A 25,223-nucleotide genomic window follows, 5' to 3' on the forward strand; every position below is an offset into this window, starting at 1 on the left:
AACTCGGGGCCGCTAGTCAAATCGGTCTCCGATCAGGCGTGACCAGGATTCGCCGGCAAAACCGTTGAAGAACGCCTTGCCGGCGATGAAAGGCTCGATGAGCGCGGCGTCGCGCGCATGCACGAGCGACGACAAGGCATGAACGAAAGTGAAGCGCCGGCCGAGCATCGCCTCCAGCAACGTGGGCTGCGTGCGGCCACGCAATGCCACCATGCCGCGTTCACTGGCATGGGCGAGCATGCTGTCGATCACAGCGCCTGTCTGGCCGGGCACCGCGAGGATCTGTATCACGCGGCCAATGCGGCCGGGATCGCCATAATAGAGGAACATTCCCACCGGCCGGCCGTCGCGCGTGGTCACGACCCTGCGCACCATATCGCCGAAAAGCGCCTTGTGGCGGGATTCTGCCAGCATGCGGAGCAGGCTTTCGTCGCACCATCGCGGCCGTACCACAAAAGGTTCGGTCAGCTTCCGGAAAAGGGTCGCGGCGGTCTCGTCGTCGGCATCGCGGCTGGCCAGCGTGCCGGCCGGGATCGAAGCCGCCAGGTTCGACCAGCGCGGCTCCGCCGTACCGCGGCGGATGAGGGCATCGATGGGTTTGGCAAGCGGCGACAGGAGCCGCGCCGCCCCCACTACACTGGCCGCCATTTCGGCGACAAAGCCGGCCGGGCGGATGACGCGTAGCCACTCCAGGCTATGGTCGGGCAGCACGGTTGCGCGCAGCTTACGCAACATGGCCGTGGAAATGTCGTTGGCCGTTTCCGTCAGCGAAATGTCTTGCGGCCCGGCCAGGAAGGCGCGCATCAGCCGTGCGCCGGCAAAAGGATCGTCGGCGTAATTGTCGACCATCAGCGTGCTGCAGATCGCAGCGCGCATCGGCCTTTCGCCGACCAGAACCGGCATGGGTAGCACGCCGATGAATCCGGAAACGCCGCCATCATCGCGGACGTGGACATGGGAGCGTATCTCGGGATCCTGGTCCGGCCCTTCAAGGAAGAGGCTGGTGAAATAGGCCTCCAGGTTAGCCGTGGGCGAGTCGACAGCATCGCGGAAGACACGCTGGAACAGGCCGGCTACAGCCGGAACATCCGCTCCCATCAGATGCCTGATGTGACTTCTCACAATGACTCCAGATATCTCGCGGTGGCAGTTTAGCCCTTGTACATGCGACCAGTTAATAACAAGGAACCAAGCAGGCGGGAATTGATGGTGATTCAACGTGGGGAATATTGGACCGACGCCTGCGAGACGCCACTTCTATTAGAGCCGGGACATCAGATTCGCGGCGCGTTCGGCCTTCACAGAACTCCACAAGCTGCTTGAGAGTGATTGATCGTGTTCGAGTTGCACGCGGCGACTGACATGAGGCTGGAACGGCGTCACGCCCATGCCTGAGGCGTCTGCGAAGACTTGCTCGAAAGAGGCAGCCCGGTAACGTGAGACGCTTCGACTCTTCAAATCGATGAAGGCCACACGGGAAATCAAGTCAACCTGATCGATCGACTTCGCATCGAAAATGGCGAGATGAATCCGGCGGACCGTGCAATTGCCAATGCAATTCTCGATGACATCGAGGCAGCGACGCGGCTGCCGATCAAGGGGACATGATCCGGGCGCAACAAGAGGCGGTCCGCAAAGTGGCATGGCCGACAGTTCAAAGTGGCGTTTCCTATACGCCCGGTCGTCGCTATTTTCCCGCCGGCAAGCGGACTTGTGAAGGGCGGGAACAAAGCAGTGCAGGACGTGGCCGACTATGTGATCGTGGGTGCCGGATCGGCAGGTTGTGTCGTCGCCAACAGGCTGAGCGCCGATCCGCGAAACCGGGTGCTGGTGCTCGAAGCCGGTGGCAGCGATCTTAGTCCATGGGTCCGCATGCCGATCGGCTACGGCAAGACTTTCTACCATGCCGACATGAACTGGCGCTACGTCAGCGAGGCCGAACCCGGGCTTGGCGGCCGAACGACATACTGGCCGCGCGGCCGCGTACTCGGCGGATCGAGCTCGATCAACGCGATGGTCTTCATTCGCGGCCAGCGCGAGGATTTCGACGGCTGGGAGCGGCTCGGCAATCCCGGCTGGGGTTTTGGCGACGTGCTGCCGGCCTTCAAGCGAATGGAAGACAACAGCGCAGGCGCAGACGAATGGCGTGCGACAGGCGGCCCGCTTGGCGTGAGCTGCGTGGCCGACAGGGTGCATCCGCTTTGTGCGAACTATCTGGCGGCAGGTGTCGACGCGGGGCTCATGCTCAATCCCGACTTCAACGGCGCGACCCAGGAAGGCGTTGGCACCTATCAGATCACCACGCGAAACGGGTTTCGTTCATCCGCCGCTACGGCCTACCTGCGGCCGGCAATGCGGCGCAGCAATCTGAATGTGGTGACGCGGGCGCAGGTCACGCGCATCCTGTTCGAAGGACGCCGGGCTGTCGGGGTCGAGTACCAGCGCGGAAACGAGCTCCACACGGTCAAGGTCCGGGGAGAGGTGATCCTTTCAGCCGGGGCGGTCAACTCACCGCAACTGCTGCAGCTCTCCGGCGTGGGCGATCCCATGCTGCTTGCGGGCCTTGGCATTCCTGTTGTCCACGCGGCGAAGGGAGTGGGCGAAAACCTTCAGGACCACCTGGGCTTCGACTATCTCTACCGCTCGCGTCGGCCGACGCTGAACGACCAACTGCGCCCCTGGTGGGGCCGCCTCATGGTCGGCGCGCACTACCTGTTCAACCGCGGTGGGCCCTTGTCGCTCAGCGTCAACCAGGGCGGCGGCTTCTTCCGCACGAACCCGGCCCGCGAGCGGCCGAACATGCAGCTCTATTTTTCGCCGCTGAGCTATACCAAGGCCGTCCCCGGCAAACGCCAGCTGATGCGCCCCGATCCATTTCCAGGCTTCATGCTGGGCGTTTCCAACTGCCATCCGACCAGCCGGGGCCATATCCGCATCCGCTCGGCCGATCCGTTCCAGGCCCCGTCGATCCAGCCGAACTACCTCTCGACCGCCGAAGACCTGGAGGAACTCGTCGAGGCGGCGGCCTTCCTGCGCAAGTTCGCAGCGCAGGCGCCGTTGGCCGAGTTGATCGACGAGGAATTGCAGCCTGGAACGCCTCTGGAGACGCGGGCTGAGATCGAGGAAGATATCCGCCAGCGCTCCGGCTCGATCTTCCACGCCTCGGGCACCTGCGCGATGGGGCCGGACCCGGCAAGCGCGGTTGTCGATGCACGGCTGCGCGTTCATGGTCTCGAAGGCCTGCGCGTGGTCGATGCTTCGATTTTCCCACGCCTGACCGCCGGCAACATCAACGCGCCAACGATCATGGTAGGCGAAAGGGGAGCGGATTTTCTTATCGCCGACCGGCGCTGAGGAAGGATTCCAGCACTTCCCCGAGCACCGAAACGCCGGCCTTGATGTCGCGCGGCTGGGAAGCGCTGAAGCCCAGCGCAAGCCCCCTTGCGGCGACAGGTTCGAGGCAGAAGCGACCGATCGGCGCCACAATGACACCGCGCTTCGCCGCAGCGTCCGCGACAGGCTCTTCCTCCAGCCCCTCGGCAAGATAGCCTACGGTCTGAATGCCGCTTTCGGAACGCATCACGTCGAGCATGCCTGCAAGCCGCGTGCTCGCCGCTTCGAGCAGGACTTCCTGGCGCTCGGCATAGAGCTTGCGCATGCGTCTGATGTGCGAAGCAAAGTGGCCTTCCTCGATGAAGTTTGCCACGACAGCCTGCTGGTTGGTTGGCGCGCCCTGCAGCGTCGCCCCCGCGATGCGCCTAAAGATGTCTGCGAGCGCCGGAGGTGCCACCAGGAAACCAAGGCGCAGCGCGGGAAACAGGGATTTGCTGAAGGTGCCGACATAGATGACGCGGCCGGCGGTATCGACGCTCTTCAGGGTGGGCAGCGGGCGACCAGAGTAGAAAAACTCGCCGTCGTAGTCGTCTTCGATGATCCAGGCACCCGCTCGCTCGGCGGCACGGAGCAGCTCGAAGCGCCGCTCCAGGCTCATGGTGACACCCGTCGGATGCTGATGCGATGGCGTGACGAACGCCAGGCGAAAATCCGGCGCAGCCGACAGCCCGGCTTTGACGCTGATCCCCTCTTCGTCGACCGGGACAGGCACAAGCCGCGCGCCGCAAGAGATCAGGCTGTTGCGCGCCCCGATCGCGCCTGGATTTTCGAACCAGACCGGATCGCCCGGATCAAGCAAGATGTTGCCGATGCGATTGAACGCATCCTGCGCGCCGTTGACGATGAAGACCTCTTCGGGTTCGCACACCACGCCGCGATTGGCGCGCAGATGTGCCGACACCGCCTTGCGCAGCGCCATCAGGCCGCTGGGCTCCGGATAGCCAAGCATGATGCCGCGCGACTCGCGCCAGTAGCGCGCCGTCAGGCGTGCCCACAGTGCAACCGGGAAGTCATCATAGGCAGGCGTGCCGGTGACGAAGGCTCGCGGCTGGACCGGATGGGCCAGCCTCGCAAAATATTGCTCGGAGGCGTTCTTGGTCAGGCGGGCGAGGCGTGCCGGATGCCGCGAACTGTCGAACGAAACCGGCCCGCTGTCTACGCTGGCCGGCCTGTGCGAATTGAGGGCGTCACTGACATAAGCGCCGGCGCCGACACGCGAAACGATCAGCCCCTCGGCGGTCAACTGGTCGAAGACCGCAACGGCCGTCGTCCGCGAAACGTCATGGTCCCGCGCCAATGTGCGGCTGGAGGGTAGTCGCTGGCCTGGCGCCAATTTCCCCGACAGGATCGCATCGCGAATGGCGCCGGCGAGCTGCACGGCAATCGGGGTCGAGGCTTCGCGATCTATGCCCACCGTCGCCAGCAGCACCCCACCAGAATACTTCACCACAGTCCGCAGTCCTCCCGACCGCCACAACAATTGCGGCCCTGTCAAATGGCCTCCCCGTTTAACCAAAATGGTTCTTAACTGCCAGCCAATTCCGGCGGAAACAGCTCCCATGAAAAGCCGTGGGCCCTTGTTCGAGGCATCTCCAGGGCAAGTCCAGAAGGAGCAGACCCCTCATGAAAATCCGGCGCATCGAAACCTTTTGCGACAAGTACACCGGTTTCGTGCGGATCACCGACGAGACCGGCGCTCAAGGGTGGGGCCAGATCTCCAATTACAATTCGGACATCACAGCACAGGTCATGCACCGTCAGGTGGCTCCCTGGTCACTCGGTGTGGAGACCGATGATCTCGACGACCTCCTCGACCGGATCGAGGAGCGCGAACACAAATTTCCTGGCACCTATATCCGCCGCGCGATGGCGGGACTGGATACCGCGATCTGGGACCTGCGGGGCAAGGCGGCGGAAAAGCCGGTGGTCGAACTTCTCGGTGGCAAGCCCGGGAAATTGCGCGCCTATGCCTCGTCGATGAAGCGCGACATCACGCCAGCAGACGAGGCGGAGCGCTTCATGCGCCTGCGTGACACCTACGGCTTCGACGCATTCAAATTCCGCGTCGGCGCAGAAGTCGGGCGCAACTCGGACGAATGGCCCGGACGCACCGAGGAGATCATCCCGACCCTGCGCAAGGCTCTGGGCGATCACATCACGCTGCTCGCCGACGCCAACAGTTGCTACAGCCCTGCGCGGGCCATCGAAGTCGGTCGGATGCTGGAAGCCAATGGCGTCGTCCATTTCGAGGAGCCCTGCCCCTACTGGGAACTCGACCAGACCAGGCAGGTGGCAGAGGCGCTCAACATGGCGGTTGCGGGCGGGGAACAGGATTCCGACCTCAGGATCTGGCAACGCATGATCGACATGCGCGCCGTCGACATCGTGCAGCCTGACGTCTGCTACATCGGCGGCATTGCGCGCACCCTCAGGGTCGCCCGCATGGCCGCCGCCGCCGGAATCCCCGTCACCCCGCACTGCGCCAACCTGTCTCTGGTCACGCTGTTCACCATGCATGTGCTGGCGGCGATACCGAATGCCGGCGACTATCTCGAACTGTCGATCGAAGGGCCAGACTACTACCCCTGGCAGGAGGGGCTTCTGCGGACGAACCCCTACACCGTCGTCGATGGCAAGGTGACGATCTCGAGCGAGCCCGGCTGGGGCATCGAGATCGAGCCAGAATGGCTCGCCCGGTCAGCCTACCAGATGAGCGAGATCGCCTGAATGAACATCGAGGCGGAACAGCTCGTCGCGGAATATTTCGCCACCGGGACGCTGTCGGGGCTACCGGACCGGCACTTCATCGATGGTGCGTGGCATGCGTCGATGTTCGGCGACAGGATGGAAAGCTTCGATCCGGGCCTCGGGCGCGCCTTCCACGATTTCGCTGCCGGCGGCAAGCCGGAGACGGATGCGGCTGTGGAGGCCGCCAGCCGCGCCATGAAAGGCGCATGGGGCCAGATGACGCCATCGGCGCGCGGTTCGCTCCTCATGCGCGTGGCCGGACTGATCCGCGAAAACGCCCCTCGCCTCGCCGTTGTCGAAAGCCTCGATGTCGGCAAGCCTCTGCAGGAGGCGGAGGGCGACGTCGCAGGCGCTGCCCGCTGCTTCGAGTACTACGCCGGCGCAGCAGACAAGATGGAGGGCGCGAGCCTGCCGTTCGGCCGCGACCATATCGGCTTCACGGTCAATGAGCCGGTGGGCGTCACCGCGCACATCGTGCCATGGAACTACCCGATTTCGACCCTGGCACGCAGCATCGCGCCCGCCCTCGCCGCCGGCTGCACCGCAGTCGTCAAGCCTGCCGAACAGACGCCGCTCACCGCCCTCATGCTGGCGGAGATACTGCAGCAGGCGGGCGTGCCCAACGGTGTCGTCAACGTCGTCCTGGGTACGGGCGCCAGCGCTGGTGCAGCACTCGTGGCCAATCCCGGCATTCGCCACATCACCTTTACCGGCTCGGTCGACACCGGGATCGCCGTCATGCGGGCGGCAGCCAATAACGTGGCCTCGGTGGTGCTCGAGCTCGGCGGCAAATCGCCGGCCGTCGTGCTCGCCGACGCTGACCTCGACCGCGCGGCCGACGACATCATCGGCGCCATCTTCGAAAATGCCGGCCAGATCTGCTCGGCCGGGTCGCGCCTGGTCGTCGAAAGGCCGGCGCATGCCGAACTGGTGGGCAAGCTGGTCGAGCGCGCCGGCCGCCTTGCGATCGGCCATGGCTTGCGACGCCCCAGGCTTGGCCCGGTGAACTCACACCAGCACCTGCTCAAGATCGCCTCTTATGCCGACGGCGCCAAGTCGCGGGGCATTGCCCTCGCAACCGGCGGCAATGCCTGCATCGACCCTGCCAGCGGTGCCGGCTGGTTCTTCCAGCCGACCATCTTCGATGCCGTTCCGGCCGACGACGCATTGATCCAGGAGGAAATCTTCGGCCCCGTTCTTGCCGTTCAGGTCGCAGACGATGCCGACCACGCTGTCGCGCTCGCCAACGGCACGCAGTTTGGCCTAGTCGCAGGTATCTACACGTCGGACTTTGCCGCAGCACACCGAATGGCACGAGATATCGATGCGGGCCAAATATTCGTCAATGAATATTTCACGGGTGGCATATTGGCTCCATTCGGCGGTAACAAGAAATCAGGAATAGGGCGCGAGAAGGGTATCCAGGCGCTGCGAAACTATTGCAAAGTCAAGACGATAACGGCGCGTATTGCGGGGCATGACAGATGAGCGAAGCGGGCATTTTTGCCGAAGACTTCAAGACGACTCCGTATTGGTGGGAGCGCAGTCCGCGACCGGAACTCGAGCAGTCGCCGCTTCCGCAGAATGTCGATGTCGCCGTCATAGGATCCGGCTACACCGGTCTGCACGCGGCCTTGCAGACAGCGCGCGGCGGCCGCTCGACACTTGTGTTCGACGCTGAAGATGCTGGCTTCGGCTGCAGCACCCGCAATGGCGGCCAGATCAGCACCAGCGTCAAGCCAGACCTGGCGCTTCTGACCCGCAGGCACGGCGCCGACCAGGCCCGCGCCATCCTCGATGACGGCCGCGAAGCATTGAGATGGATCGGCGAGTTCGTTGACCAGGAAGGTATCGCCTGCGACTTTGACGTCGTCGGACGCTTCCACGCCGCACATAACGAGCCCGCGTTCAAGCGCCTCGTATCTGCGCTCCGCAACGAGCCGAAGGGGCTCGAATCCGGTGGCCAGGTCGTCACCCGGAGCGAACAGCGCGCCGAACTCGGCACCGATGTGTATCACGGCGGGGTCGTCTATCCGCGCCATGCATCACTTGATCCCGGGCGCTATCATCAGGGCCTGCTGGAACGGGTCCTGGCAGCGGGCGCGACGATCGCCCCACATAGCCCGGTCACAAGGATCGAGCGGCTTGGCAAAGGCTTTCGGCTGCATACGCCCCGCGGGAGCGTAACCGCGCGCGATGTCGTGATCGCAACCAACGGCTACACGGGCGCGGTGACGCCCTGGCAGCGTCGCCGGGTCATTCCCATCGGCAGCTACATCATTGCGACCGAAGCCATCGAGCCTGATGTCATGGACCGCCTGTTTCCCACCAACCGCATCGTCTCCGACACGCGGCAGGTCGTCTACTATTATCGCGTCTCGCCCGATCGCCGGCGGGTGATTTTCGGCGGCAGGGTGAGCCAGGGCGAGACCGACCCGCGCATCAGCGGTCCGTTGCTTCGGGATGAGCTCGTGCGGATGTTTCCAGAGCTTTCCGCGGTACGGATCAGCCACTCCTGGATGGGCCTTGTCGCCTACACCTTCGATACGATGGCGCATACCGGATTGCACGACGGGATGTACTACGCCATGGGCTATTGCGGCTCGGGTGTGTCGATGGCGAGCTATCTGGGGATGCGCACCGGGCAGAAAGTCCTCGGTCTCAAGGAAGGCAAGACCGGATTTGACGGAACGCCATTCCAGACCAGGCCGCTCTATTTCGGCAATCCCTGGTTCCTCGCAGCGTCGGTGTCCTACTACCGCTGGCGCGACAGCCGGAATGTCTGAATTACACCTCCGGACCGAGGCCCAAAGTGGCCTCTTACGCTCTGCAAAATGGACCTGCCACCTAAGGCCAATCCATTCTTAGATCAATTGGCGGCACGTCCGCTTCCGGCGCGAAGGCAGAAGCAGGAACAACACCATACCACACCGTATGCGGCAGTCTCATTGGAGAAACACCGGCGCACTAGGTGGCCGTCGCTACGAGCAACGCAACAACCAATCCAAATTGAACAAGCCAGGAAAACTGGCCGAGAGGGAGAGAACAGATGAAATTCACGAGACTGAGATTTCTTGCCGCGAGCGCGCTTGCGCTGACGGTCGTGGCCGGCCCCGCGCTCGCCGAAACCACGACGCTCAGGCTGCTGACATGGGGCAACTATGCACCTGACAACGTCGTCGCCCTGTTCGAGAAGAAGTATCCCGACATCAAGGTCGAGGTGACCTTCTCGAACAATGAGGAAATGGTCGCCAAGCTGCGCGCCACCGGCGGCGCAGGCTTCGACCTCGTGCAGCCGAGCCATGACCGCATCTTTGCGGCCCAGAAGGAATACAATATCTACAAGCCGCTCGATCTGTCGAAAATCGATACGGCCGCGATGGACCAGAAGCTCCTGGAGGGTGTCAAGGCAAACGCCACCATCGACGGCCAGGTCTATGCGGTGCCGCATGAGTGGGGCACGTCGGGCATCATGGTCGACAAGTCCAAGGCCCCTGATGTCAAGAACTGGGCCGACCTTTGCGATCCCCAATACAAGGGCCGCACCTCCATGCGCCTGCGCCGGACGATCCTGCTCGGCATGGCCTACTCGATGGGCAAGGACCCGTTCGCGGCCTATGGCGACCTGGGCGAGTACCAGAAGATCCTCGACGAGGTCTCCGCAAAGCTGATCGCCTGCAAGGACAATCTCAAAACCTATTGGAAGGCCGGCGACGACCTTTCGGCGCTGATGCTCTCGGGCGAAGTGATCGCTTCGGAGACATGGGATTCCACCGCCTACAAGCTCTTTGCGCAGAACCCGAACATCGTGTTCGTGCCGCCTGCAACCGGCGCGCTTGCCTGGATCGACACGTTTGCGATGCCGCGCAAGGGCGAAGCCGACGATGCCGCGTACAAGTGGATCAACTTCGTCATGCAGCCCGAGATCGTGACCATGATGTCGGCCAAGAGCGGCGCGATCGTCGCCGTCAAGGACGGCATCTCGATGATGCCGGACGACAAGAAGGCGGCCGTGCAGGCAGCTTTCACGGCTGACGACATCTCCAACCTGAAGTTCTTCGCCAACATTCCTCCAGGCCTGGAGGACATGGAAGGCAAGGCGCTTGAGAAGATCAAGGCCGCAACCGGTTCCGAATAATCACATAGCAGGCGGCGGAGGCGTTGCTTCCGCCGCACCTTGCAGGGCAGTCCATGTTCGATCTTCAATGCGACAATGTTACCAAGCAATTCGGCCACCTGACTGCCGTTTCAGGCGTCTCGCTGGATGTGCCGAGCGGATCCTTCTTTTCCATTCTCGGCCCCTCGGGATGCGGCAAGACAACCTTGATGCGCATCATCGCCGGGTTCGAAACCCCGTCGTCCGGCGACATAAGGATCAAGGGAAAATCCGTGGTCGCTACGCCGCCGAACAAGCGCAACGTCAAGATGGTGTTCCAGCATCTTGCGCTCTTCCCGATGATGAACGTCGGCGAAAACATAGCCTACGGGTTGCGTTGCCGCGGCGCCGGCAAGGCCGAAATCGCTGAAAAAGTCAGCAACGTGCTTGCCCGCATCGGCCTGCCCGACGTCGCCTACAAGCAGGTCAGCCAGCTTTCCGGAGGCCAGCGCCAACGCATCGCGATTGCGCGCTGCATGGTGCTCGAACCGGACGTTCTGCTTCTCGACGAGCCTTTGGGCGCACTCGACCTGAAGCTGCGCGAACGCATGAAGATCGAGCTGAAGATGCTGCAGAGCCAGTTCAACACGACCTTCCTCTACATCACCCACGACCAGTCGGAAGCCCTGGTCATGTCCGACAATGTCGCGGTCATGAATGCCGGCCGGTTCGAACAGATCGGCACGCCCCAGGACCTCTACCACAAGCCGGCAAGCGGCTTCGTTGCGGGCTTTGTCGGCGATGCCAACCGCTGGCGCGGAAAGGTCGCGTCCGTCGATCAAGGTTTCTCCAGCGTCGATCTCCATGCGGGTGGCAGGGTCGTCGCTTCCTTCGATGGAGCCATGTCGCAAGGCGACGAAGTCGAGATCTTCGTGCGCCCCGAGGCGATCGCGCTGAACCGCGCCGACTCAGCGGATACTTCGAACCAGGTCGAGGGTACGGTCGACAGCCTGCTCTTCAATGGCGCCAACAGCCGCATCCTGGTGCGCACCGCGTCCGGCGAACTGATCGAGGTCGACATGCCCCAGGCCGGGGCCGGGGATACGCCCAAGGCCCAGGATGCCGTGACGCTCAGTTTTGCGCACGAGCGAACCCTTGGCTTCGCTTGCCGGGTCCAGTCATGACTTCTACGGATGCACGGCGCTTTTTCCTCTTCCTGCTGCTGATGCCGTTCTTCTTGTGGATCGGCGTCCTGATCGTCGTCCCACAGCTTGGCATCCTCATGGTGTCGCTGCGTGAAAAGGTCGGACCGGGCGAATATGTCTTCGGCATCGCCAATTACGTCGATTTCCTGCGGGAACCGATCTATTGGAACACGCTGCTTCGCACCGCGGTCACATCGATCTTCGTGACCTTCCTGGCGCTGATCGTCGGCTTTCCCGTTGCCTACTACATCGCCAAGGTTGCGCGGCACCGCTCGCGTGCAGCACTCTTCCTGCTCTGCCTGGTGCCCCTGTGGGTCAGCGATCTCGTCCGGGCCTTCGGCTGGATCATCCTTCTGCGCGAGACCGGCGTCGTTTCGAGCGTCCTGCAGGCGACCGGTCTCGTCTCCGGCCCGGTGGAACTGCTCTACAACGACGCGACCGTCATCGTCGGCCTCGTCTACACCGTCGTCCTGTTCATGATCGTTCCGCTGGTCTCGACGCTCGATGGCATGGATGACAGCCTGATCGAAGCCGGGCTCAATCTTGGCGGCAGCCGACTGACGGTATTCCGCCGGATCGTCATTCCCTACGCCATGCCCGGCATTGTCGCCGGATGCATCATCGTCTTCATGATGACCGCGGGCAGCTACCTGACCCCGGTTCTGCTCGGCGGCAAGAACAGCATGTGGTTCACCGAGCAGATCTACGAACAGTTCATCACGCGCTACAACTGGGAGGCCGGGGCTACCTTCGGCGTCTTGCTGCTGGCCTTCACATCCGCAGTCGTCTGGGTCGGCCTGCGCCTGACCGGGCAGAACCTCGCATCCACCGTGGCAAAGGGGTGATGATGAACGTTGCCGCTCCGCAATCGCTGTTCATGCGCCGCGCCTACCAGGCCTACATGCTGGCGTTCTTCATCTATCTGGCTGCGCCGCTGCTGGTGGCAGGCCTCTTCGCCTTCAACGATTCACAGTATCCGTCGCTGCCCTGGAAAGGCTTCACCCTGGCCTGGTTCTTCGGCGACAGCGAACCGTATCTCGGCCTGCTCCACGACCGTCGCCTGCTCCAGGGGATGGCGACCTCGTTCAAGATCGGGTTGATCGTCTCGGCCCTGTCCGTCTTCGTCGGCGCCTGCAACGCCTTTCTGTTCGAGCGCCACAGCTTCCCCGGCAAGCCGGTGCTCTATGTGCTGATGATCATCCCCCTTGTCATCCCGGGGGTCATCCTGGGCATCTCCATTCTGGTCGTCGCCAGCATGGTCGCCAACGGCGTCGAAAACACGCTGGGCTACGACTGGTCCATCCTGCGGCCGGGTCTGCCGCTCGTCGTGCTCGGTCAGTTTGCCTTCCTGACAACGATCACCTCGCTGGTGATTGCAGCACGGCTGCGCAAGTTCGACATCGCGCTGGAAGAAGCAGCGCTCAACCTTGGCGCAGGGCGCATGCGGGTGCTGCGCACGATCACCATCCCCTACCTCATGCCCGCGCTGGTATCGGCATTCATCGTCGCCTTCCTGGTGTCCTTTGAAAACTTCAACACGACGCTGATGCTGGTCGGATCCGAGGCGCCGCTGACGATCACCATGTACGACCGGATGGCAAAGGTGGGATCGACGCCGGTGCTCAACGCCGTGTCCTTCGTGCTGATGGTCGGATCTGGCGTACTTGCTCTGATCAGCGTGCTGGTCCAGCGCGACAAGACGAAATCGTAAGCCGGCGCCAGGGCCGCCCAACGTGGCCCGGCACATCCGCCCCATTGACACCCTACCTTTCCCGCTGAGGCCCCATGATCGATTTCCTGACCTTTTCCAGTCTCGCCTCGATCGACCTTGGCACGCCCTCGCCAAAGCCGACTTCGATCGTCGGCGACCAGTTGGAGGCATCCGTGCAGTTATGGGCATCGCCCGATGGCCTGCTCAAGATCGGCGTCTGGGAATGCACGCCCGGACGCTTCACCGCCTCGCGTGATACGACCTCCGAAACCTGCCACATCATCGCCGGGCGCGTTTCGCTGCATGGGCCTGACGGGCAGACGCAGGAACTGGTGGCCGGCCAGATGCTCGTCCTGCCAAAAGGCTGGCGGGGTGAATGGACAATCCACGAGACAACGCGGAAGCTCTACATCCTGCACGCGGAAAACGTTCAGTAAGTTCATCGAACCATTGCAGCGCAAGGTCGAGGCTGCGTTCCTCGCTGATGCGAGCCAGATACCAGCCGTGCGCGCCCGCGCCTCAAGCGTCACGCAGACAAGATCGTCGGGTTTCGCCACCCGCCAAACGAACCCCTGGGCGCAACGCACCGGGTTCGCCCCTCTCCCTTGCTCGGGTTCAATTCAATGCCGACCCCTCCTCGGGTCGGGGCCAATTTTTGTGCTGTAGGTAGTAACTCGATCGGGACGGTCAATTGCTCATTGGAGCTAGAAGACTAGTAGCCCATAAGTTCCATGGACATCGTCCAATACATGGTATCAGATGATAAGCCGTCTACCGAGTATGGGTCATTTTGCTTAGCGAATACAGATGTCGCGCAAAGCACATGTTTGAGTAACGGGGACTCAAAGTGCAATGAATATCAACGTTCGAATGTCCATGAGAAGGCAGCGGGCACATCTTGTTTAACGGCGACCAAAGCGCTGCACCGGGGCGTGCAGGGTGTTTGTTTGGGGATGCGGGGTTAGCCGATCGGATGATCGGCATGCGGAAAGGGTGGGTACTTGCATGAATCCCAATTCGACAACACATGGGCGCCATTCAGTGGCGGCCATCGCAGGCGATAATCAAGAATCTGTGAAGCAAATCAGGGTGATTGACCATCCGACCAGTGATCGACTTCTGATCATCGACAAGCGAACTCTTGACCGAGAATGCCTGGCAAAGGCACTGGTCTTTCACGGGCTCGGCATAGATGTCACCGCCCTGGATTCCGTCGATGACTGGCGACGGCAGCGGGAACCGCACGCCTCGCTGGCAGCGATTGTCCTGAACCTTGGCGGAAGAAAAGTCACCGACGTCAACGTGGCCAACGAAATCTCGCGGCTTACTGCAGAGTTCAAGTCCGTGCCGGTCGTCATACTTGCCGATACTGACGATCTGAAACAGATTGTGAAAGCGCTCGAATGCGGCGCGCGCGGCTACATCCCAACCACTGTCGGTGTCGACGTGTGCGTGGAGGCGATCGGCCTGGCCATCGCAGGCGGCATCTTCATTCCGGCCAGCAGCCTGCTTGCAATGCGTCATGTTCTCGACGCGAACAGCCAGGAGGCCCAGCCGCTCGCCGGGATGTTCACGCTTCGCCAGTTCGAAGTGGTGCAGGCCTTGCGTCGCGGCAAGGCCAACAAGATCATCGCGCATGAGCTCAAGCTGCGCGAGAGCACGGTGAAGGTCCATATTCGCAACATCATGAAGAAGCTGAAAGCCACCAACCGCACGGAGGTCGCCTACAAGCTCAACGACCTCTTTGCCAGCGACGCCTAGAGAGCGTTTGGCCGCCTGGCCGAGAACGTAGCGGAAATAAGCGCATACTGGCGTGCAGATGCTGACGCCATTTGATGACCGATCGATGCGAAGCAAAAACTGAAGACAGAAATCGGGGCATCATTCACCCGAAGTGCGGCAGCATTTTCTGGATCAGTGCACGAAGATGACCTTCGTGTTTCTGTTCTTCGGAATTTCTGCCTGGGTCCGGCCCCTGGGAAACATTTCGACGCGGGTGGCAGGCTGAGTGTGCCAGAAAAGTGCTGGCCAGTTGGCCGCCGCACATGGCCTGCTACCTGGCGGCGCATGAACGATCCCTGCAGCCGACGGCTGGCGCCGCCGGTGATGCGACGTCCTCACGGACCATCCCATGCTACAAGCCTCCGTCCTCTTGCTCGTCGTGTCGATATGGTTCCCCGGCGCCACGCGCATTGCCGGCACCGATGGCTCGATTTCCTTCTTGCTGGCCTTGTATTGCGCCGTGGTGGGCGTCGCCTTCTATGGCGAGTTGACACGGCGCCTTCATCGGACCGAAGCGGCCTTCGCGATCGCGGTGCTGACGACATCTGGCGCGATCATCATACTTTCCCTCTTGTCGATGCTGCATGCCGACAGTCCGCTCAGGACCATGCGCGCGGTTTTTGCCCAGGTGTTTGGCTTCGCCATGATTCCAGCGGTCCTGGCCATTTCAATGAGGCCCAAGGGTAGCGAGGCAGTTGAAAGGATCGTATCGGCGGTCATCATCATGAGCGTTGCAACATCCTGCCTCGTGATAGCAGGCATGGGCGACGCAAAGTTCGCCGACAGGGCTGAAGGATATTTCAAGCACGCGAACCAACTGGGCATTGCCTTGTCGGCGGGCCTGCCGCTTGTCGCCGCCAGGCTGATCGTTTCCCGCAAATATCGGCTTGTGCTTTGGGGTTGCCTCGCTGCAGTCCTGCTGGGCCTGGTGAAGTCGGGTTCGAAGACCAACTTCGTCGTTGGCATCGCGGGGCTTGGCATATTCTTCGGGCTATACGGCATATATCTCACGATCAGGCGGCAGCGGCCGCTGGCAATAATCGCAGGAACGATCACCGCTCCGGTTCTGCTTGGGGCGAGTTTGCTGACGTTGCAGTTTCTCAACCCGCGGGCCTACAGGCTGTTGACGGTTCAGCTTACCGGCGGCGAGGCGCATTCGATGGTGTCGCGAGAGCGGCTATGGTCCATCTCGATGGACTTGGGCCTCTTGCATCCGTTCACGGGAGTGGGGGCAGGACAGCCGGTGGGGGACATAGCTCCCCACAGTCACAACTTGCTCATCGAATACTTCAGAACGATGGGTGTGCCCGGCCTTGCGTTGATCGTGGTCCTGGTTGTGCTGGTCGCGACATACTTGCTCAGCGCCATCCTTCATACGTTGAGCGCCAAAGGAGCGAGCGAGCAGGCGACCAAGACGGATGTGATGGTTCTCGGAACATCGATATCTGCACTGAACTACATCGTCGCAAATCAAATGAGCGATTCCTTCGGTCCATCGACCGCCCCGTTCTTCTGGCTGCCACTGGCATTGCTGATGTTCTACCGCGGTCTGCAGCGATCGGTAAAATCCAGCCGCAGTGCGAATGCGCAGACCCTTTTCACAGCGCCGTCGCCGTATTTTCGAACGCTGAGAAGCTGAGCAAGCCATGGACTTGTCGCCTTCTTGCCCTTGTAGCTGCTGAGAACCGCACGAGCTGAATCCAATGACTTGGCAGAAGGTTCACGACCCTTTGGCGGGTGCCGCAGCGCGCGTCCAGACAAGCATTCGATTTGTCGAATTCTTCGGCCTTCCCGGACTTGGAAAGACGACTGCCGCCAACCTCCTGGGCATCAGGCTGCAACAGTGCAACCTCGAGGTAGACGAGGAGCGAACCGCCTGGGAGAAACGAACATTCGTTGGAAGGCAGATTCACCGAATTGGCGTCATCGCACCACGACTGATGGATCGGACATTCCGGTCGCTGTGCCTGAGAATTGCGCGGTTTGTCGTCGAGGGCGGACAAGATTCGGCGATTGATCTGTTCAGGGTGACGTGGAACCTGTGTTTTGTGTCGGCCTACATCCTCGGCAAGCGGTCCAAAGGCACTTCCATCGTCATTCTGGACCAGGGATTGCTGCAGGGGTTCTGGTCGATAGCGCTGAAGAGCAGACGCAGAAGAACATCCGAGCAATGGATCGATATTCTGTGCGCCATCGGCGTGGACGACTTTGTTTTCCTGCATCTGCGCGGCGCGATCGGCCTTGCCCAGGGGCGCCTGGTCAAGCGGGATGACCAAGCCTCACGCATGCAAAAAGTCGCTCCCGACGACGATTTCGAGCTCTGGGTTGCAGCAGATCGAGCATGCCGCGAGATAGCGGCTGACTTCAAGGCGGGGACGCGAGCGGGAGTGCTGGTGGCTGTCGATGTCGAGCCGCTGGCACCACCTGATGAGGTGGCGGAACGGGCGCTGGAGGCCGCGTTGATTGCCTGCCGCGACCGGCGGCCGCGGCAAGGCTAGCAGGCAAAAATGGACCGTCGATCATTCATGCGGCTTGCCGGCCTATGCCCGGTGTTGCCCCTGTTGCCGCGACCAGTCCGCGGCGAGCCAACGCCGGCCCTGTCGGAAGGTCGCAGGAAAGGTGCGCAGGTCGTTCTTCGCGGAGACTACGGCTACGCACAAAAAGTCATCCGCAACCTCCCGGCGGGAGCGACAATCGACGCGCAACATGCCTCTTTCACTGTCGCGAACAGCAGGAACGGCAATCCGGACTTTATCTTGAGTTGCAAAGTCGGAACGCTGCCGACCAATTCCTATCCCGTGGTCGTCCGCAACAGTCCTGGAGTGCGCTTCATCGGCGGACGCTTCAATGGCCAGGTGCCGCTTTCGTCCGACTGGCGACAAACATACTGCAATAGCGCTGCGCTACTGTTGAAGGACGGAACGGCCAGCGCAACAGTCGAGGGCGTTCGCGCGCGCCGCTGCTGGGATGGCATTCGCTTCGCCGATCAAGCCGATGGCTTTCGCCTGAAGGCAAGCTGGCTTTCCGAAATCAGGGATGACGCAGTCGAAAACGACTATCTTGTCAGCGGTACCATCGAAGACTGCCTGTTCGACGGATGCTTCTCCGGGATCAGTCTGGATCCAGCGTCCAACAATCGGGACGGAAGAGATCAGACTGTCACGATCGACCGAACCCTGATCCGCATGCAACCCTATCTATCCAGGGGAGAATTCACCCACCAGGCGCCGATCAAGGTCGCTGAGGTATCACCCAAGCTCAGGATCACCGGTTCGATATTCGCGCTGTCTTCGCCAAACATGCGTGGCTCTCGCCGGCTGCAGCGCGCCTGGCAAAGGTTGATTGAAAGCCACGACAACACACTGCTGTGGCTCCCCAATGAGCCGATACCATCCACGCTACCGCTGCCGCCATCCGGCTTCCGATTGCTGACCGGTGCAGACGCTCGCGCATATTGGAACAAGGCCCGCCAACAGTGGGTCACCGCGCATCCAGAAGTGAACCGGTTCGCCGACGAGGCATCGTGACTGCGCGCCAGTGCAGGCCGAATTGCAACGCACTTCACCGAAACAAAGGTGGCTGCCATGAACGGTAAAGAAGTCGAGCTTCTGTGCACGCTGGGACCGGCATCGCTCAACGACAGGGTCATCCATTGGCTGGAGCGCGCCGGCACCTCGATGTTGCGCCTCAACTTGTCGCACACGAAGATCGAGGACGTCGAGCGGATCGTGAACTTCATTCAGCGGCGGACTTCCATTCCGATCTGCTTCGACACCGAAGGCGCGCAAATCCGCACCGGTCCGTTGGCCGACGGCAAGCTCACGGTGCGCGAGAGCCGCTTCCTGACAGCCCGTGCGCGGCCGGCAGCGGGCGACCAGTTCAGCATCAGCCTCTACCCGCCCTATATCGTCAACGCGCTTCGTCTCGGCGATTTCATCAGCATCGACTTCAATGCGGTGCTGGCCCAGGTCGTGGAGAAGAACAGCGACGAAGTCGTCCTGCGGATCCTGAATGGCGGCGAGGTCGGCCAGAACAAGGCCGTCACCGTGCAGCGTGCGATCGCGATGCCGCCGCTGACCGAAAAGGATATCGCAGCCATTGCGATTGGCAAAAGGATGGGCGTGCGCCATTTCGCGCTTTCCTTTGCCAATCGTGCCTCTGATGTCGACCTGATCCGGGCCAGCGCCGGCGCCGATGCGATCATCATCTCCAAGATCGAGTGCTTGAGCGGTTTGCGCAATCTGGGTGCAATCGCCGAAAAATCGGACGCGATCCTGATCGACCGTGGCGACCTGTCCCGGGAAGTTCCGATCGAGCAGATTCCCTCGGTCCAGAAGATGATCATTAAAGACGCCAAGGCGCATGGCGCGAAGGTCTATGTCGCGACGAACCTGCTGGAGTCGATGACCAGTGCGCCAACTCCAACGCGCGCCGAAGTCAACGACATCTACAATACGCTGGTGGATGGCGCCGACGGCCTTGTCCTGGCGGCGGAAACGGCCATCGGCCAATATCCCGTGAATTGCGCCAGGATGGTGGTGAAGGTCGTCCAGCAGTTCCAACAGAACACGAGTGATGACGCGCGCGCCATTCGCGTGCGCCCGTCGGACCTGCTGGCCGGGGTCGAGCCGCATGGTGGGCGCCTCGTCTACCGGACGCTAGGGCCAGCCGAGGATTTGGCAATCAAGGGCCTCCCGGCGGTCGCGGTTGGCGACGATGAATTGACCGACGTCGAACAGATCGCCCGTGGCACCTTCTCGCCCTTGTGCGGCTTCATGGACAGGGAGACCCTGGAAAGCGTGCTCGAAAACAACCGGCTTCCTTCCGGCCTGGCCTGGACGATGCCCATCGTCCTTGCTGTGCCAGAGGAAAGCGCGAGCCGTTTCGGGAAGGGCGACCGCGTTTTGCTCACCAGCACCGGCGGGTTGGCGCATTCCGTGCTCGACGTCTCCGAGACTTACGAGTTCGAGCCGGAGTTGCTGGCGCGCAGATGGTTCGGCACCGACTCGCGCGAGCATCCCGGCGTCGCCCGGGTGCTGGCGCGCGGTGGTCACTTCCTGTCCGGCAACGTGACCCTCATCCAGCCGCTGCCTTTGCCGTACCGGCGCTATGACCTGACGCCGGCCCAGTTGCGCATGCTGTTCGGGCACAAGGGCTGGAGCCGGGTGGTGGCCTTCCACGGCCGCAACCTCGTCCATCGCGGCCACGAGGCGATCCAGATCGCCGCCCTGGACCGCACCTATGCCGACGGCCTGCTGATCAACCCGGTGATTGGCAACGCCAAGAGCGGAGACTTCGCGCCCCATCTCATTCTCGACGGCTACCAGGCCATGCTGGACTACGGCATCTATCCACAAGGCAAGGTGGTGCTTGCTAGCTTCATCACCTACCCGCGATTTGCCGGTCCCCGCGAGGCGGTCTTCACTGCCCTGTGCCGCAAGAACATGGGCTGCAGCCATATCATCATCGGGCGGGACCACACCGGCGTCGGGGGATTCTATGGCGCCAACGCCAACAGGGAACTGTTCGATGAACTCGGCGACATCGGCATCGAGCCGATCTTCTTCGACGCCGTCGGCTACGACACCCAGTCGGAGCGCTATGTCGACGTCAATGCCTGCGAGACAGCCAGGTCGATCAGCGGCACGGAGATCCGGCGCGCCTTGAAGGCCGGAGAGGCGTTGCCGAACTGGATGATGCGCTCCGAGGTGCAGGACGTGGTGCGCGCCGAGTTGATGATGAAACACACCGTATTCCAGGAATAGGCGCCGGAGGGAATGAAAGATGGCGACTGAAGCGAAGCATTCCGGAAATGGAGGTCGACATGACCTCGGGCATCCGCAGGCGGGTTCGGTACTCTGGCTGCTCGGACCAACCTCGGCCGGAAAGACGACGCTGGCAACGCGCGTTGTTGCCGACCTGCGACGGGACGGGGTTGCGGCCATACTCTTTGACGGGGACGAGATCCGCGATTTCTTTGGAGCCGATTTCGGATTTGGTGCCGACAGCCGGTTGCGGGTGGTCTCGGTCCTGGTGCATCTCGCCAACAAGGCGGCCGACGCTGGCCTGCATGTCGTGGTCGCGGCCCTTACCGCCGGGCAGGATGCGCGCGAGCATGTTCGCGCCAACGTCAGGAACCTGACAATCGGCTACGTCGCCTGCTCCACGCAGACCTGTGCGCAACGGGACCCGAAGGGGCTCTATGGCAAGGCGATGCGCGGCGAGATCGACACCCTCATCGGCTACAACAGCGAATACCGGCCGCCTGATAATCCGGACCTCGTCCTCGACACCGAAACGCATTCCCTGGACGAACTGGCAGCGCGGATCGTCGCCTCGTATGGCCAGCATCTGCCGACAATGCCACACTCGGATTAACCACCCCGACCTTCAAAACGCGTCAGCATTTTGAGGCAGCGCCATGAACGATTCCGAACTCGCGCGCTTCTTCCTGTCCCTGGTTCTGCTGCTCGCCGGCGCATTGGCCGGGGGTCATGTGTTCGAACGATTGAAGATGCCCAGGGTGATCGGCGAGATCATGGGCGGGATCGCGCTCGGGCCATCGATGCTGGGCTTGATCTCGCCTGAAGCACACAAATGGCTGTTTGCCGGCTTTCCGGCGCAGGCAGCCTTGCTTTCAGCCTTCTACTGGTTCGGCCTCGTGCTGTTGATGTTCACCGCCGGCTTCAAGATGCAATCCGAAGGCGCGGAGGGATCTGGCCGCGTCGTGGCGGCGCAGGTGGTCGGCGGGCTGATGGTGCCCTTCACGCTCGGCTATTTCGGCGCGTCGCTGTTTGCGGACACGCGGCTCGGCGATCCCCTCGCGTTCCAGTTGGTGATGGGCATTGCAGTGGCCGTCACGTCGATCCCGGTCATCTCGCGCATTTTTCTCGACCTTGGCCTGATGAATACCCCTTTCGCGCGCAACGTCATTGGCGCCGCAACGATCCAGGATCTCATTCTCTGGACCGTGCTTGCCATCGCCACCGCCGTTCAGCACGGGGACGCCGCCGATGCGGCAGGCATTGGGCGCGTGATCGCCATCACGCTCACCTTCGTGCTCGCCTCGCTCTTTGTTGCGCCGGCCGTGCTGCGCGTTCTCCGTCGAAAATTCTTCGGGAAGTTCAGCGAAGCGTCCCTCACCGGATACACCATGCTGCTGTGCCTGGTGTTTGTCGCTGCCGCGAGCCTCTTGAAGGTGAACATCGTTTTTGCCGCGCTCTTGGCGGGGCTTGTCATGGCGCGGTTTCGCTCACGGCATCTCGCTGCCGTACGCCAACACATCGCCGACATTGCTATCTGGTTTTTCGTGCCGATCTACTTCGCGCTCGTCGGCTTGCGGCTCGATCTGGCGCAGCAGTTCGATGTATCGCTGACGCTGTTCTTCATCGGCGCGAGCACGGCCGTCAAGCTGACGAGCTGCACCATTGCCGCCAGGGTCGCCGGTGTCACCTGGATCCGCGCCTTTGACTACGGCGTCGCCATGAACACGCGCGGCGGACCCGGGATCGTGCTGGCAAGCGTGGCGTATGCCGCTGGTATCATCGACGACCGCATGTTCACCGCTCTGGTGCTCGCCTCGATCCTGACCTCCTTTGCGACAGGAATCTGGCTGCGCTGGCGGCTCGCGCGCAATCCGAATGTGTTCGAACTCGCCGGCAACGTTGGCACGACGAGCTTCGGGCGACCGTCTCACGCACCAACCAACGCAAGGACGACAATCAATGAAGCTGCAGCCGGTGACTGAACTGGTGCTATATCCTGCCGAAGACGGACCCGAACCGTTCGCGATCCAGGGCCGGCTTGCGCGCATCAAAGGGCAGAACATTCTGTTCAGCGCATCCCGGCGCGCAATCTTCACCCTCAGCGACAATGCCGCGGACATCTGGCGCTCGCTCGAAGACGGCTTGCCGCTCGAGGCCATCGCACTCAGGCTTGCGCGCCACGGCGTCGATGTGCAGGAAGCGCGCGGGCATGTCGAGCTCGCGCTCGCGGACTTGGAAAGGTTGGGCCTGATCCGGCCGCGTGCCCCCTCCTCCATGTCATCGCACGGGCATGTGAGCCAGATGGTGTCGGTGCGGGGGCTTTGTGTACGCATCGTGTATCCCGCTGCCCTCGCCTCACCTGCAATGACGGTGTTTCGGCACCTTGAGGTTCGACTAGCACGGACGGCCGACATCGAGCTCGAAATCGTCGAACGCGGTGGCCGGGTCCATCTGTTCCGGAACAGCGACTGGATCCAGTCCTGCTCCCCCGACGAACTGGCCACCACGTTGAAAGGGCAATTGCTGACCGAAGCGCTCGAGCATGGCGCCTATGAGCTTGCGCTCCATGCGGCATCGTTGCTCAGGAACGAGCGCATGCTGCTCCTGTGCGGCAGTCCGGGCGCGGGCAAGACGACGCTGACCCTGGCCCTGGTCCATGCGGGGTTCGGCCTTGCCGCCGACGACGTGACGCTGCTCGATTCGAATGGGCAAGGCGTCGGTCTGCCGTTTGCACCGGCCGTCAAGGCGGGCGCATGGCCGCTTCTGGCCGAATTCTGGCCCGATCTCGATGCGGCTCCGGTCTTTCGCCGCCCGGACCGAAAACGTGTACGCTACATTGTACCGAATGCGTTCGCAGTCGCGTCGTCATCGCCCCGGCCCGTCGGCTGGGTGGTCCTGCTCCGGCGAGGCCGCGACCAGGAAGCGTCCCTCGAGCCGATAGACGCAGCCGGCGCATTGCACGGGCTTCTCAATGGCGCATTTGCGCCAGGCGGCGAACTGGGCGGCAGCGCCTTTGACGCCCTGGCTCAGGCCATCGGATCGGCAAAGGCCTTTTGCTTGACCTATTCGAGGCTTGATGACGCGGTCGGTCTGCTCAGGAAGACGTGCCGATGATACGCGCGGGCGACGCATTCGAGGCCTTGGTCGCCGGACTGCGCGGCGGCCCAATTGGCGGGGCAGACGTGCAGGCGGTAATTGCGCTCGCCAACCACACCCTGCTGACGCCGGCATTGTTCTCAGCCCTCGCGCGGAGCGGCGCGATCGAGCTGCTGCCGCAGGACGCGCGCGAGTACCTTGGATTCATTCATGACTGCAATCGGCAGCGAAACTTGCGCTTGCGTGCCCAGTTGGATGAAGCGGTGGCTGCCCTCAACCGTTGGGGCATCGCTCCGCTGCTGATCAAGGGCGCCATTCCCCTGTTCCTGTCGCCGGTCAACCGCCTGCCGAGCAGGATGACGAGTGACCTCGACATTTGTGTCGAGGCGGCCGAGGAGGCGCGTGCCCGAACCAGCCTCGAAGAACTTGGCTATGCCGAGATGCCCGGCATTCACGGCATGGTGCGCCCGCAGGATGCGGCAATCCTCGAACTCCGGCCAAGCCGCCCGACTGGTGCTTCCAGCGGCTTTCTGGCGCCAGAGCTGATCCAGCGAGACGGCTTTCTGGTAAAAGTCCCGCCTGTGCAATCCCGCGCCCTGAACTGGATCCTGCATGACCTGCTCAAGGAGGGGGATTACTGGCGCGGCAGGATCGACCTGAGGCACCTTCACGATCTGGCGCAACTGGCGGAAACCGAAGGCGTGGACTGGAATACGCTGCGCGTATCGCTGCCGGATCAGACTGTCCGGAATGCGATCGATACCCAGTTGCTGGCCCTGCACGCGTTCTTTGCGATCAAGATTTCGGCCGAAAGCGCACATAGCCCGGTGGTTCGCTTTCAGCACTGGAGGCGCGTTTTCACGGCAAAGCACCCCATCATCGGCGCGCCGTTGCGCCTGGCCGGCAATCTGGCGTGGGGCGCAAGGCGGCTGTTGCGTGACGATGGTTTGGTACGGGATAGCCCAGTCGGTCTAGTACGTCGCATCATGCGTATTCTTTTTGATATAGATCAAAAATCCAAGATATGAGGTACAATTGCGATAATTTTGTAGAAATTATGTCGATTGATTCCGACAATGATAAAGTATAAATTGATAATGCATCCGAAATGGAGGTTTCAATGTCAAGCGAACATGGGAACAAGCCAAGCGAAGACTTGGTTCCGGAATCCGAAGCGCGCCGTGACTTCCTTGTGAAGACGGGGCGTTTTGCTGCAGTGACACCGCCTGCCATAACGCTGCTCCTCGGCACGAGCCTTAGCTCGAAGGCCATCGCCAAGTCGGGTGGCGGTTCACATCCCGGACCGGGCCCGAAGCCCCACCACCCCAAGCCGAAGCCCCACCACCCCAAGCCGAAGCCCCATCACCCCATGCCGAAGCCTAAGACCCCCCCTCACAAGGGCGGTCCGAGATAGCGGTTTCGGGGGA

General features: G+C 62.1%; 20 protein-coding genes. 18 read left to right on the forward strand and 2 right to left on the reverse strand.

Going from position 1 to position 25,223, the window contains the following annotated elements; translation table 11 throughout:
- Window positions 1-12: 12 nt before the first annotated feature.
- On the reverse strand, window positions 13-1,122 hold the full coding sequence (locus tag ABSY17_RS03055; protein WP_378942215.1) for a hypothetical protein: 1,110 nt from the start codon (window positions 1,120-1,122) through the stop codon (window positions 13-15).
- Between the two features lie 612 nt (window positions 1,123-1,734).
- Between ABSY17_RS03055 and ABSY17_RS03060 the strand changes: the two genes are divergently transcribed.
- On the forward strand, window positions 1,735-3,354 hold the full coding sequence (locus tag ABSY17_RS03060; RefSeq protein WP_378942217.1) for a GMC family oxidoreductase: 1,620 nt from the start codon (window positions 1,735-1,737) through the stop codon (window positions 3,352-3,354).
- On the opposite strand, the gene ABSY17_RS03065 is transcribed toward ABSY17_RS03060, so the two are convergent.
- The gene (locus ABSY17_RS03065; protein ID WP_378942220.1) at window positions 3,335-4,954 is read right to left on the reverse strand and encodes a PLP-dependent aminotransferase family protein; all 1,620 of its coding nucleotides are present in this window, start codon (window positions 4,952-4,954) and stop codon (window positions 3,335-3,337) included. The genes ABSY17_RS03060 and ABSY17_RS03065 overlap by 20 nt on opposite strands.
- A 62-nt stretch (window positions 4,955-5,016) precedes the next feature.
- Here ABSY17_RS03065 and ABSY17_RS03070 point away from each other — a divergent pair, with 62 nt between their 5' ends.
- The 17 genes from ABSY17_RS03070 to ABSY17_RS03150 all read left to right on the forward strand — a co-directional run bounded on the left by ABSY17_RS03070 (window position 5,017) and on the right by ABSY17_RS03150 (window position 24,824).
- A complete protein-coding gene (locus tag ABSY17_RS03070) occupies window positions 5,017-6,120 on the forward strand; it encodes a mandelate racemase/muconate lactonizing enzyme family protein (protein ID WP_378942222.1) in 1,104 nt (367 codons plus the stop codon).
- Window positions 6,121-7,629: an aldehyde dehydrogenase family protein gene (locus tag ABSY17_RS03075; RefSeq protein ID WP_378942224.1), complete on the forward strand. Its 1,509-nt coding sequence runs from the start codon at window positions 6,121-6,123 to the stop codon at window positions 7,627-7,629.
- Complete coding sequence (locus ABSY17_RS03080; RefSeq protein ID WP_378942226.1) at window positions 7,626-8,927, forward strand: NAD(P)/FAD-dependent oxidoreductase; 1,302 nt, start codon at window positions 7,626-7,628, stop codon at window positions 8,925-8,927. Before ABSY17_RS03075 ends, ABSY17_RS03080 begins: the two co-directional genes overlap by 4 nt.
- Window positions 8,928-9,190: 263 nt before the next feature.
- Complete coding sequence (locus ABSY17_RS03085) at window positions 9,191-10,279, forward strand: extracellular solute-binding protein (protein ID WP_378942228.1); 1,089 nt, start codon at window positions 9,191-9,193, stop codon at window positions 10,277-10,279.
- A gap of 53 nt (window positions 10,280-10,332) precedes the next feature.
- Window positions 10,333-11,421, forward strand: coding sequence for an ABC transporter ATP-binding protein (locus ABSY17_RS03090; RefSeq protein ID WP_378942231.1), 1,089 nt, complete (start codon window positions 10,333-10,335; stop codon window positions 11,419-11,421).
- Window positions 11,418-12,287, forward strand: coding sequence for an ABC transporter permease (locus ABSY17_RS03095; RefSeq protein WP_378942233.1), 870 nt, complete (start codon window positions 11,418-11,420; stop codon window positions 12,285-12,287). The genes ABSY17_RS03090 and ABSY17_RS03095 overlap by 4 nt, the downstream gene beginning before the upstream one ends.
- 2 nt (window positions 12,288-12,289) lie before the next feature.
- Window positions 12,290-13,153 carry an ABC transporter permease gene (locus ABSY17_RS03100; protein WP_378942520.1) on the forward strand — a complete coding sequence of 288 codons (864 nt, stop codon included), beginning with the start codon at window positions 12,290-12,292 and terminating at the stop codon, window positions 13,151-13,153.
- A gap of 74 nt (window positions 13,154-13,227) precedes the next feature.
- On the forward strand, window positions 13,228-13,590 hold the full coding sequence (locus ABSY17_RS03105; RefSeq protein WP_378942235.1) for a cupin domain-containing protein: 363 nt from the start codon (window positions 13,228-13,230) through the stop codon (window positions 13,588-13,590).
- Between the two features lie 568 nt (window positions 13,591-14,158).
- Entirely contained in the window at window positions 14,159-14,914 is a 756-nt protein-coding gene (locus ABSY17_RS03110; protein WP_378942238.1) for a LuxR C-terminal-related transcriptional regulator, read from the forward strand.
- Between the two features lie 400 nt (window positions 14,915-15,314).
- On the forward strand, window positions 15,315-16,574 hold the full coding sequence (locus ABSY17_RS03115) for an O-antigen ligase family protein (protein ID WP_378942522.1): 1,260 nt from the start codon (window positions 15,315-15,317) through the stop codon (window positions 16,572-16,574).
- Window positions 16,575-16,638: 64 nt separating this feature from the next.
- Window positions 16,639-17,433 (forward strand): hypothetical protein, encoded by a 795-nt coding sequence (locus ABSY17_RS03120; RefSeq protein ID WP_378942241.1) that lies wholly within the window; start codon window positions 16,639-16,641, stop codon window positions 17,431-17,433.
- A 9-nt stretch (window positions 17,434-17,442) separates the two neighbouring features.
- Entirely contained in the window at window positions 17,443-18,462 is a 1,020-nt protein-coding gene (locus ABSY17_RS03125) for a hypothetical protein (RefSeq protein ID WP_378942243.1), read from the forward strand.
- Between the two features lie 57 nt (window positions 18,463-18,519).
- The gene (locus ABSY17_RS03130) at window positions 18,520-20,700 is read left to right on the forward strand and encodes a pyruvate kinase (RefSeq protein WP_378942246.1); all 2,181 of its coding nucleotides are present in this window, start codon (window positions 18,520-18,522) and stop codon (window positions 20,698-20,700) included.
- 19 nt (window positions 20,701-20,719) lie between these two features.
- Window positions 20,720-21,313 (forward strand): adenylyl-sulfate kinase, encoded by a 594-nt coding sequence (locus tag ABSY17_RS03135; protein WP_378942248.1) that lies wholly within the window; start codon window positions 20,720-20,722, stop codon window positions 21,311-21,313.
- Between the two features lie 43 nt (window positions 21,314-21,356).
- Window positions 21,357-22,682, forward strand: a complete 1,326-nt coding sequence (locus tag ABSY17_RS03140; RefSeq protein ID WP_378942250.1) for a cation:proton antiporter — start codon at window positions 21,357-21,359, stop codon at window positions 22,680-22,682.
- Window positions 22,660-23,814: a PqqD family peptide modification chaperone gene (locus tag ABSY17_RS03145; RefSeq protein WP_378942252.1), complete on the forward strand. Its 1,155-nt coding sequence runs from the start codon at window positions 22,660-22,662 to the stop codon at window positions 23,812-23,814. The genes ABSY17_RS03140 and ABSY17_RS03145 overlap by 23 nt, the downstream gene beginning before the upstream one ends.
- Window positions 23,811-24,824: a nucleotidyltransferase family protein gene (locus ABSY17_RS03150; protein WP_378942255.1), complete on the forward strand. Its 1,014-nt coding sequence runs from the start codon at window positions 23,811-23,813 to the stop codon at window positions 24,822-24,824. Before ABSY17_RS03145 ends, ABSY17_RS03150 begins: the two co-directional genes overlap by 4 nt.
- The last annotated feature ends 399 nt before the right edge of the window (window positions 24,825-25,223 follow it).

Origin of the sequence: Mesorhizobium sp. ANAO-SY3R2 (genome assembly GCF_042466635.1) — a bacterium.
Lineage (GTDB): Bacteria > Pseudomonadota > Alphaproteobacteria > Rhizobiales > Rhizobiaceae > Aminobacter.

Bases quoted from the DNA above. Each gene is read 5' to 3' on its own strand.
- ABSY17_RS03065 (WP_378942220.1), bottom strand. From the start codon at position 4,954: ATGGGAGCTGTTTCCGCCGGAATTGGCTGGCAGTTAAGAACCATTTTG.
- ABSY17_RS03070 (WP_378942222.1), top strand. From the start codon at position 5,017: ATGAAAATCCGGCGCATCGAAACCTTTTGCGACAAGTACACCGGTTTC.
- ABSY17_RS03075 (WP_378942224.1), top strand. From the start codon at position 6,121: ATGAACATCGAGGCGGAACAGCTCGTCGCGGAATATTTCGCCACCGGG.
- ABSY17_RS03080 (WP_378942226.1), top strand. From the start codon at position 7,626: ATGAGCGAAGCGGGCATTTTTGCCGAAGACTTCAAGACGACTCCGTAT.
- ABSY17_RS03085 (WP_378942228.1), top strand. From the start codon at position 9,191: ATGAAATTCACGAGACTGAGATTTCTTGCCGCGAGCGCGCTTGCGCTG.
- ABSY17_RS03090 (WP_378942231.1), top strand. From the start codon at position 10,333: ATGTTCGATCTTCAATGCGACAATGTTACCAAGCAATTCGGCCACCTG.
- ABSY17_RS03095 (WP_378942233.1), top strand. From the start codon at position 11,418: ATGACTTCTACGGATGCACGGCGCTTTTTCCTCTTCCTGCTGCTGATG.
- ABSY17_RS03100 (WP_378942520.1), top strand. From the start codon at position 12,290: ATGAACGTTGCCGCTCCGCAATCGCTGTTCATGCGCCGCGCCTACCAG.
- ABSY17_RS03105 (WP_378942235.1), top strand. From the start codon at position 13,228: ATGATCGATTTCCTGACCTTTTCCAGTCTCGCCTCGATCGACCTTGGC.
- ABSY17_RS03110 (WP_378942238.1), top strand. From the start codon at position 14,159: ATGAATCCCAATTCGACAACACATGGGCGCCATTCAGTGGCGGCCATC.
- ABSY17_RS03120 (WP_378942241.1), top strand. From the start codon at position 16,639: ATGACTTGGCAGAAGGTTCACGACCCTTTGGCGGGTGCCGCAGCGCGC.
- ABSY17_RS03125 (WP_378942243.1), top strand. From the start codon at position 17,443: ATGGACCGTCGATCATTCATGCGGCTTGCCGGCCTATGCCCGGTGTTG.
- ABSY17_RS03130 (WP_378942246.1), top strand. From the start codon at position 18,520: ATGAACGGTAAAGAAGTCGAGCTTCTGTGCACGCTGGGACCGGCATCG.
- ABSY17_RS03135 (WP_378942248.1), top strand. From the start codon at position 20,720: ATGGCGACTGAAGCGAAGCATTCCGGAAATGGAGGTCGACATGACCTC.
- ABSY17_RS03140 (WP_378942250.1), top strand. From the start codon at position 21,357: ATGAACGATTCCGAACTCGCGCGCTTCTTCCTGTCCCTGGTTCTGCTG.
- ABSY17_RS03145 (WP_378942252.1), top strand. From the start codon at position 22,660: ATGAAGCTGCAGCCGGTGACTGAACTGGTGCTATATCCTGCCGAAGAC.
- ABSY17_RS03150 (WP_378942255.1), top strand. From the start codon at position 23,811: ATGATACGCGCGGGCGACGCATTCGAGGCCTTGGTCGCCGGACTGCGC.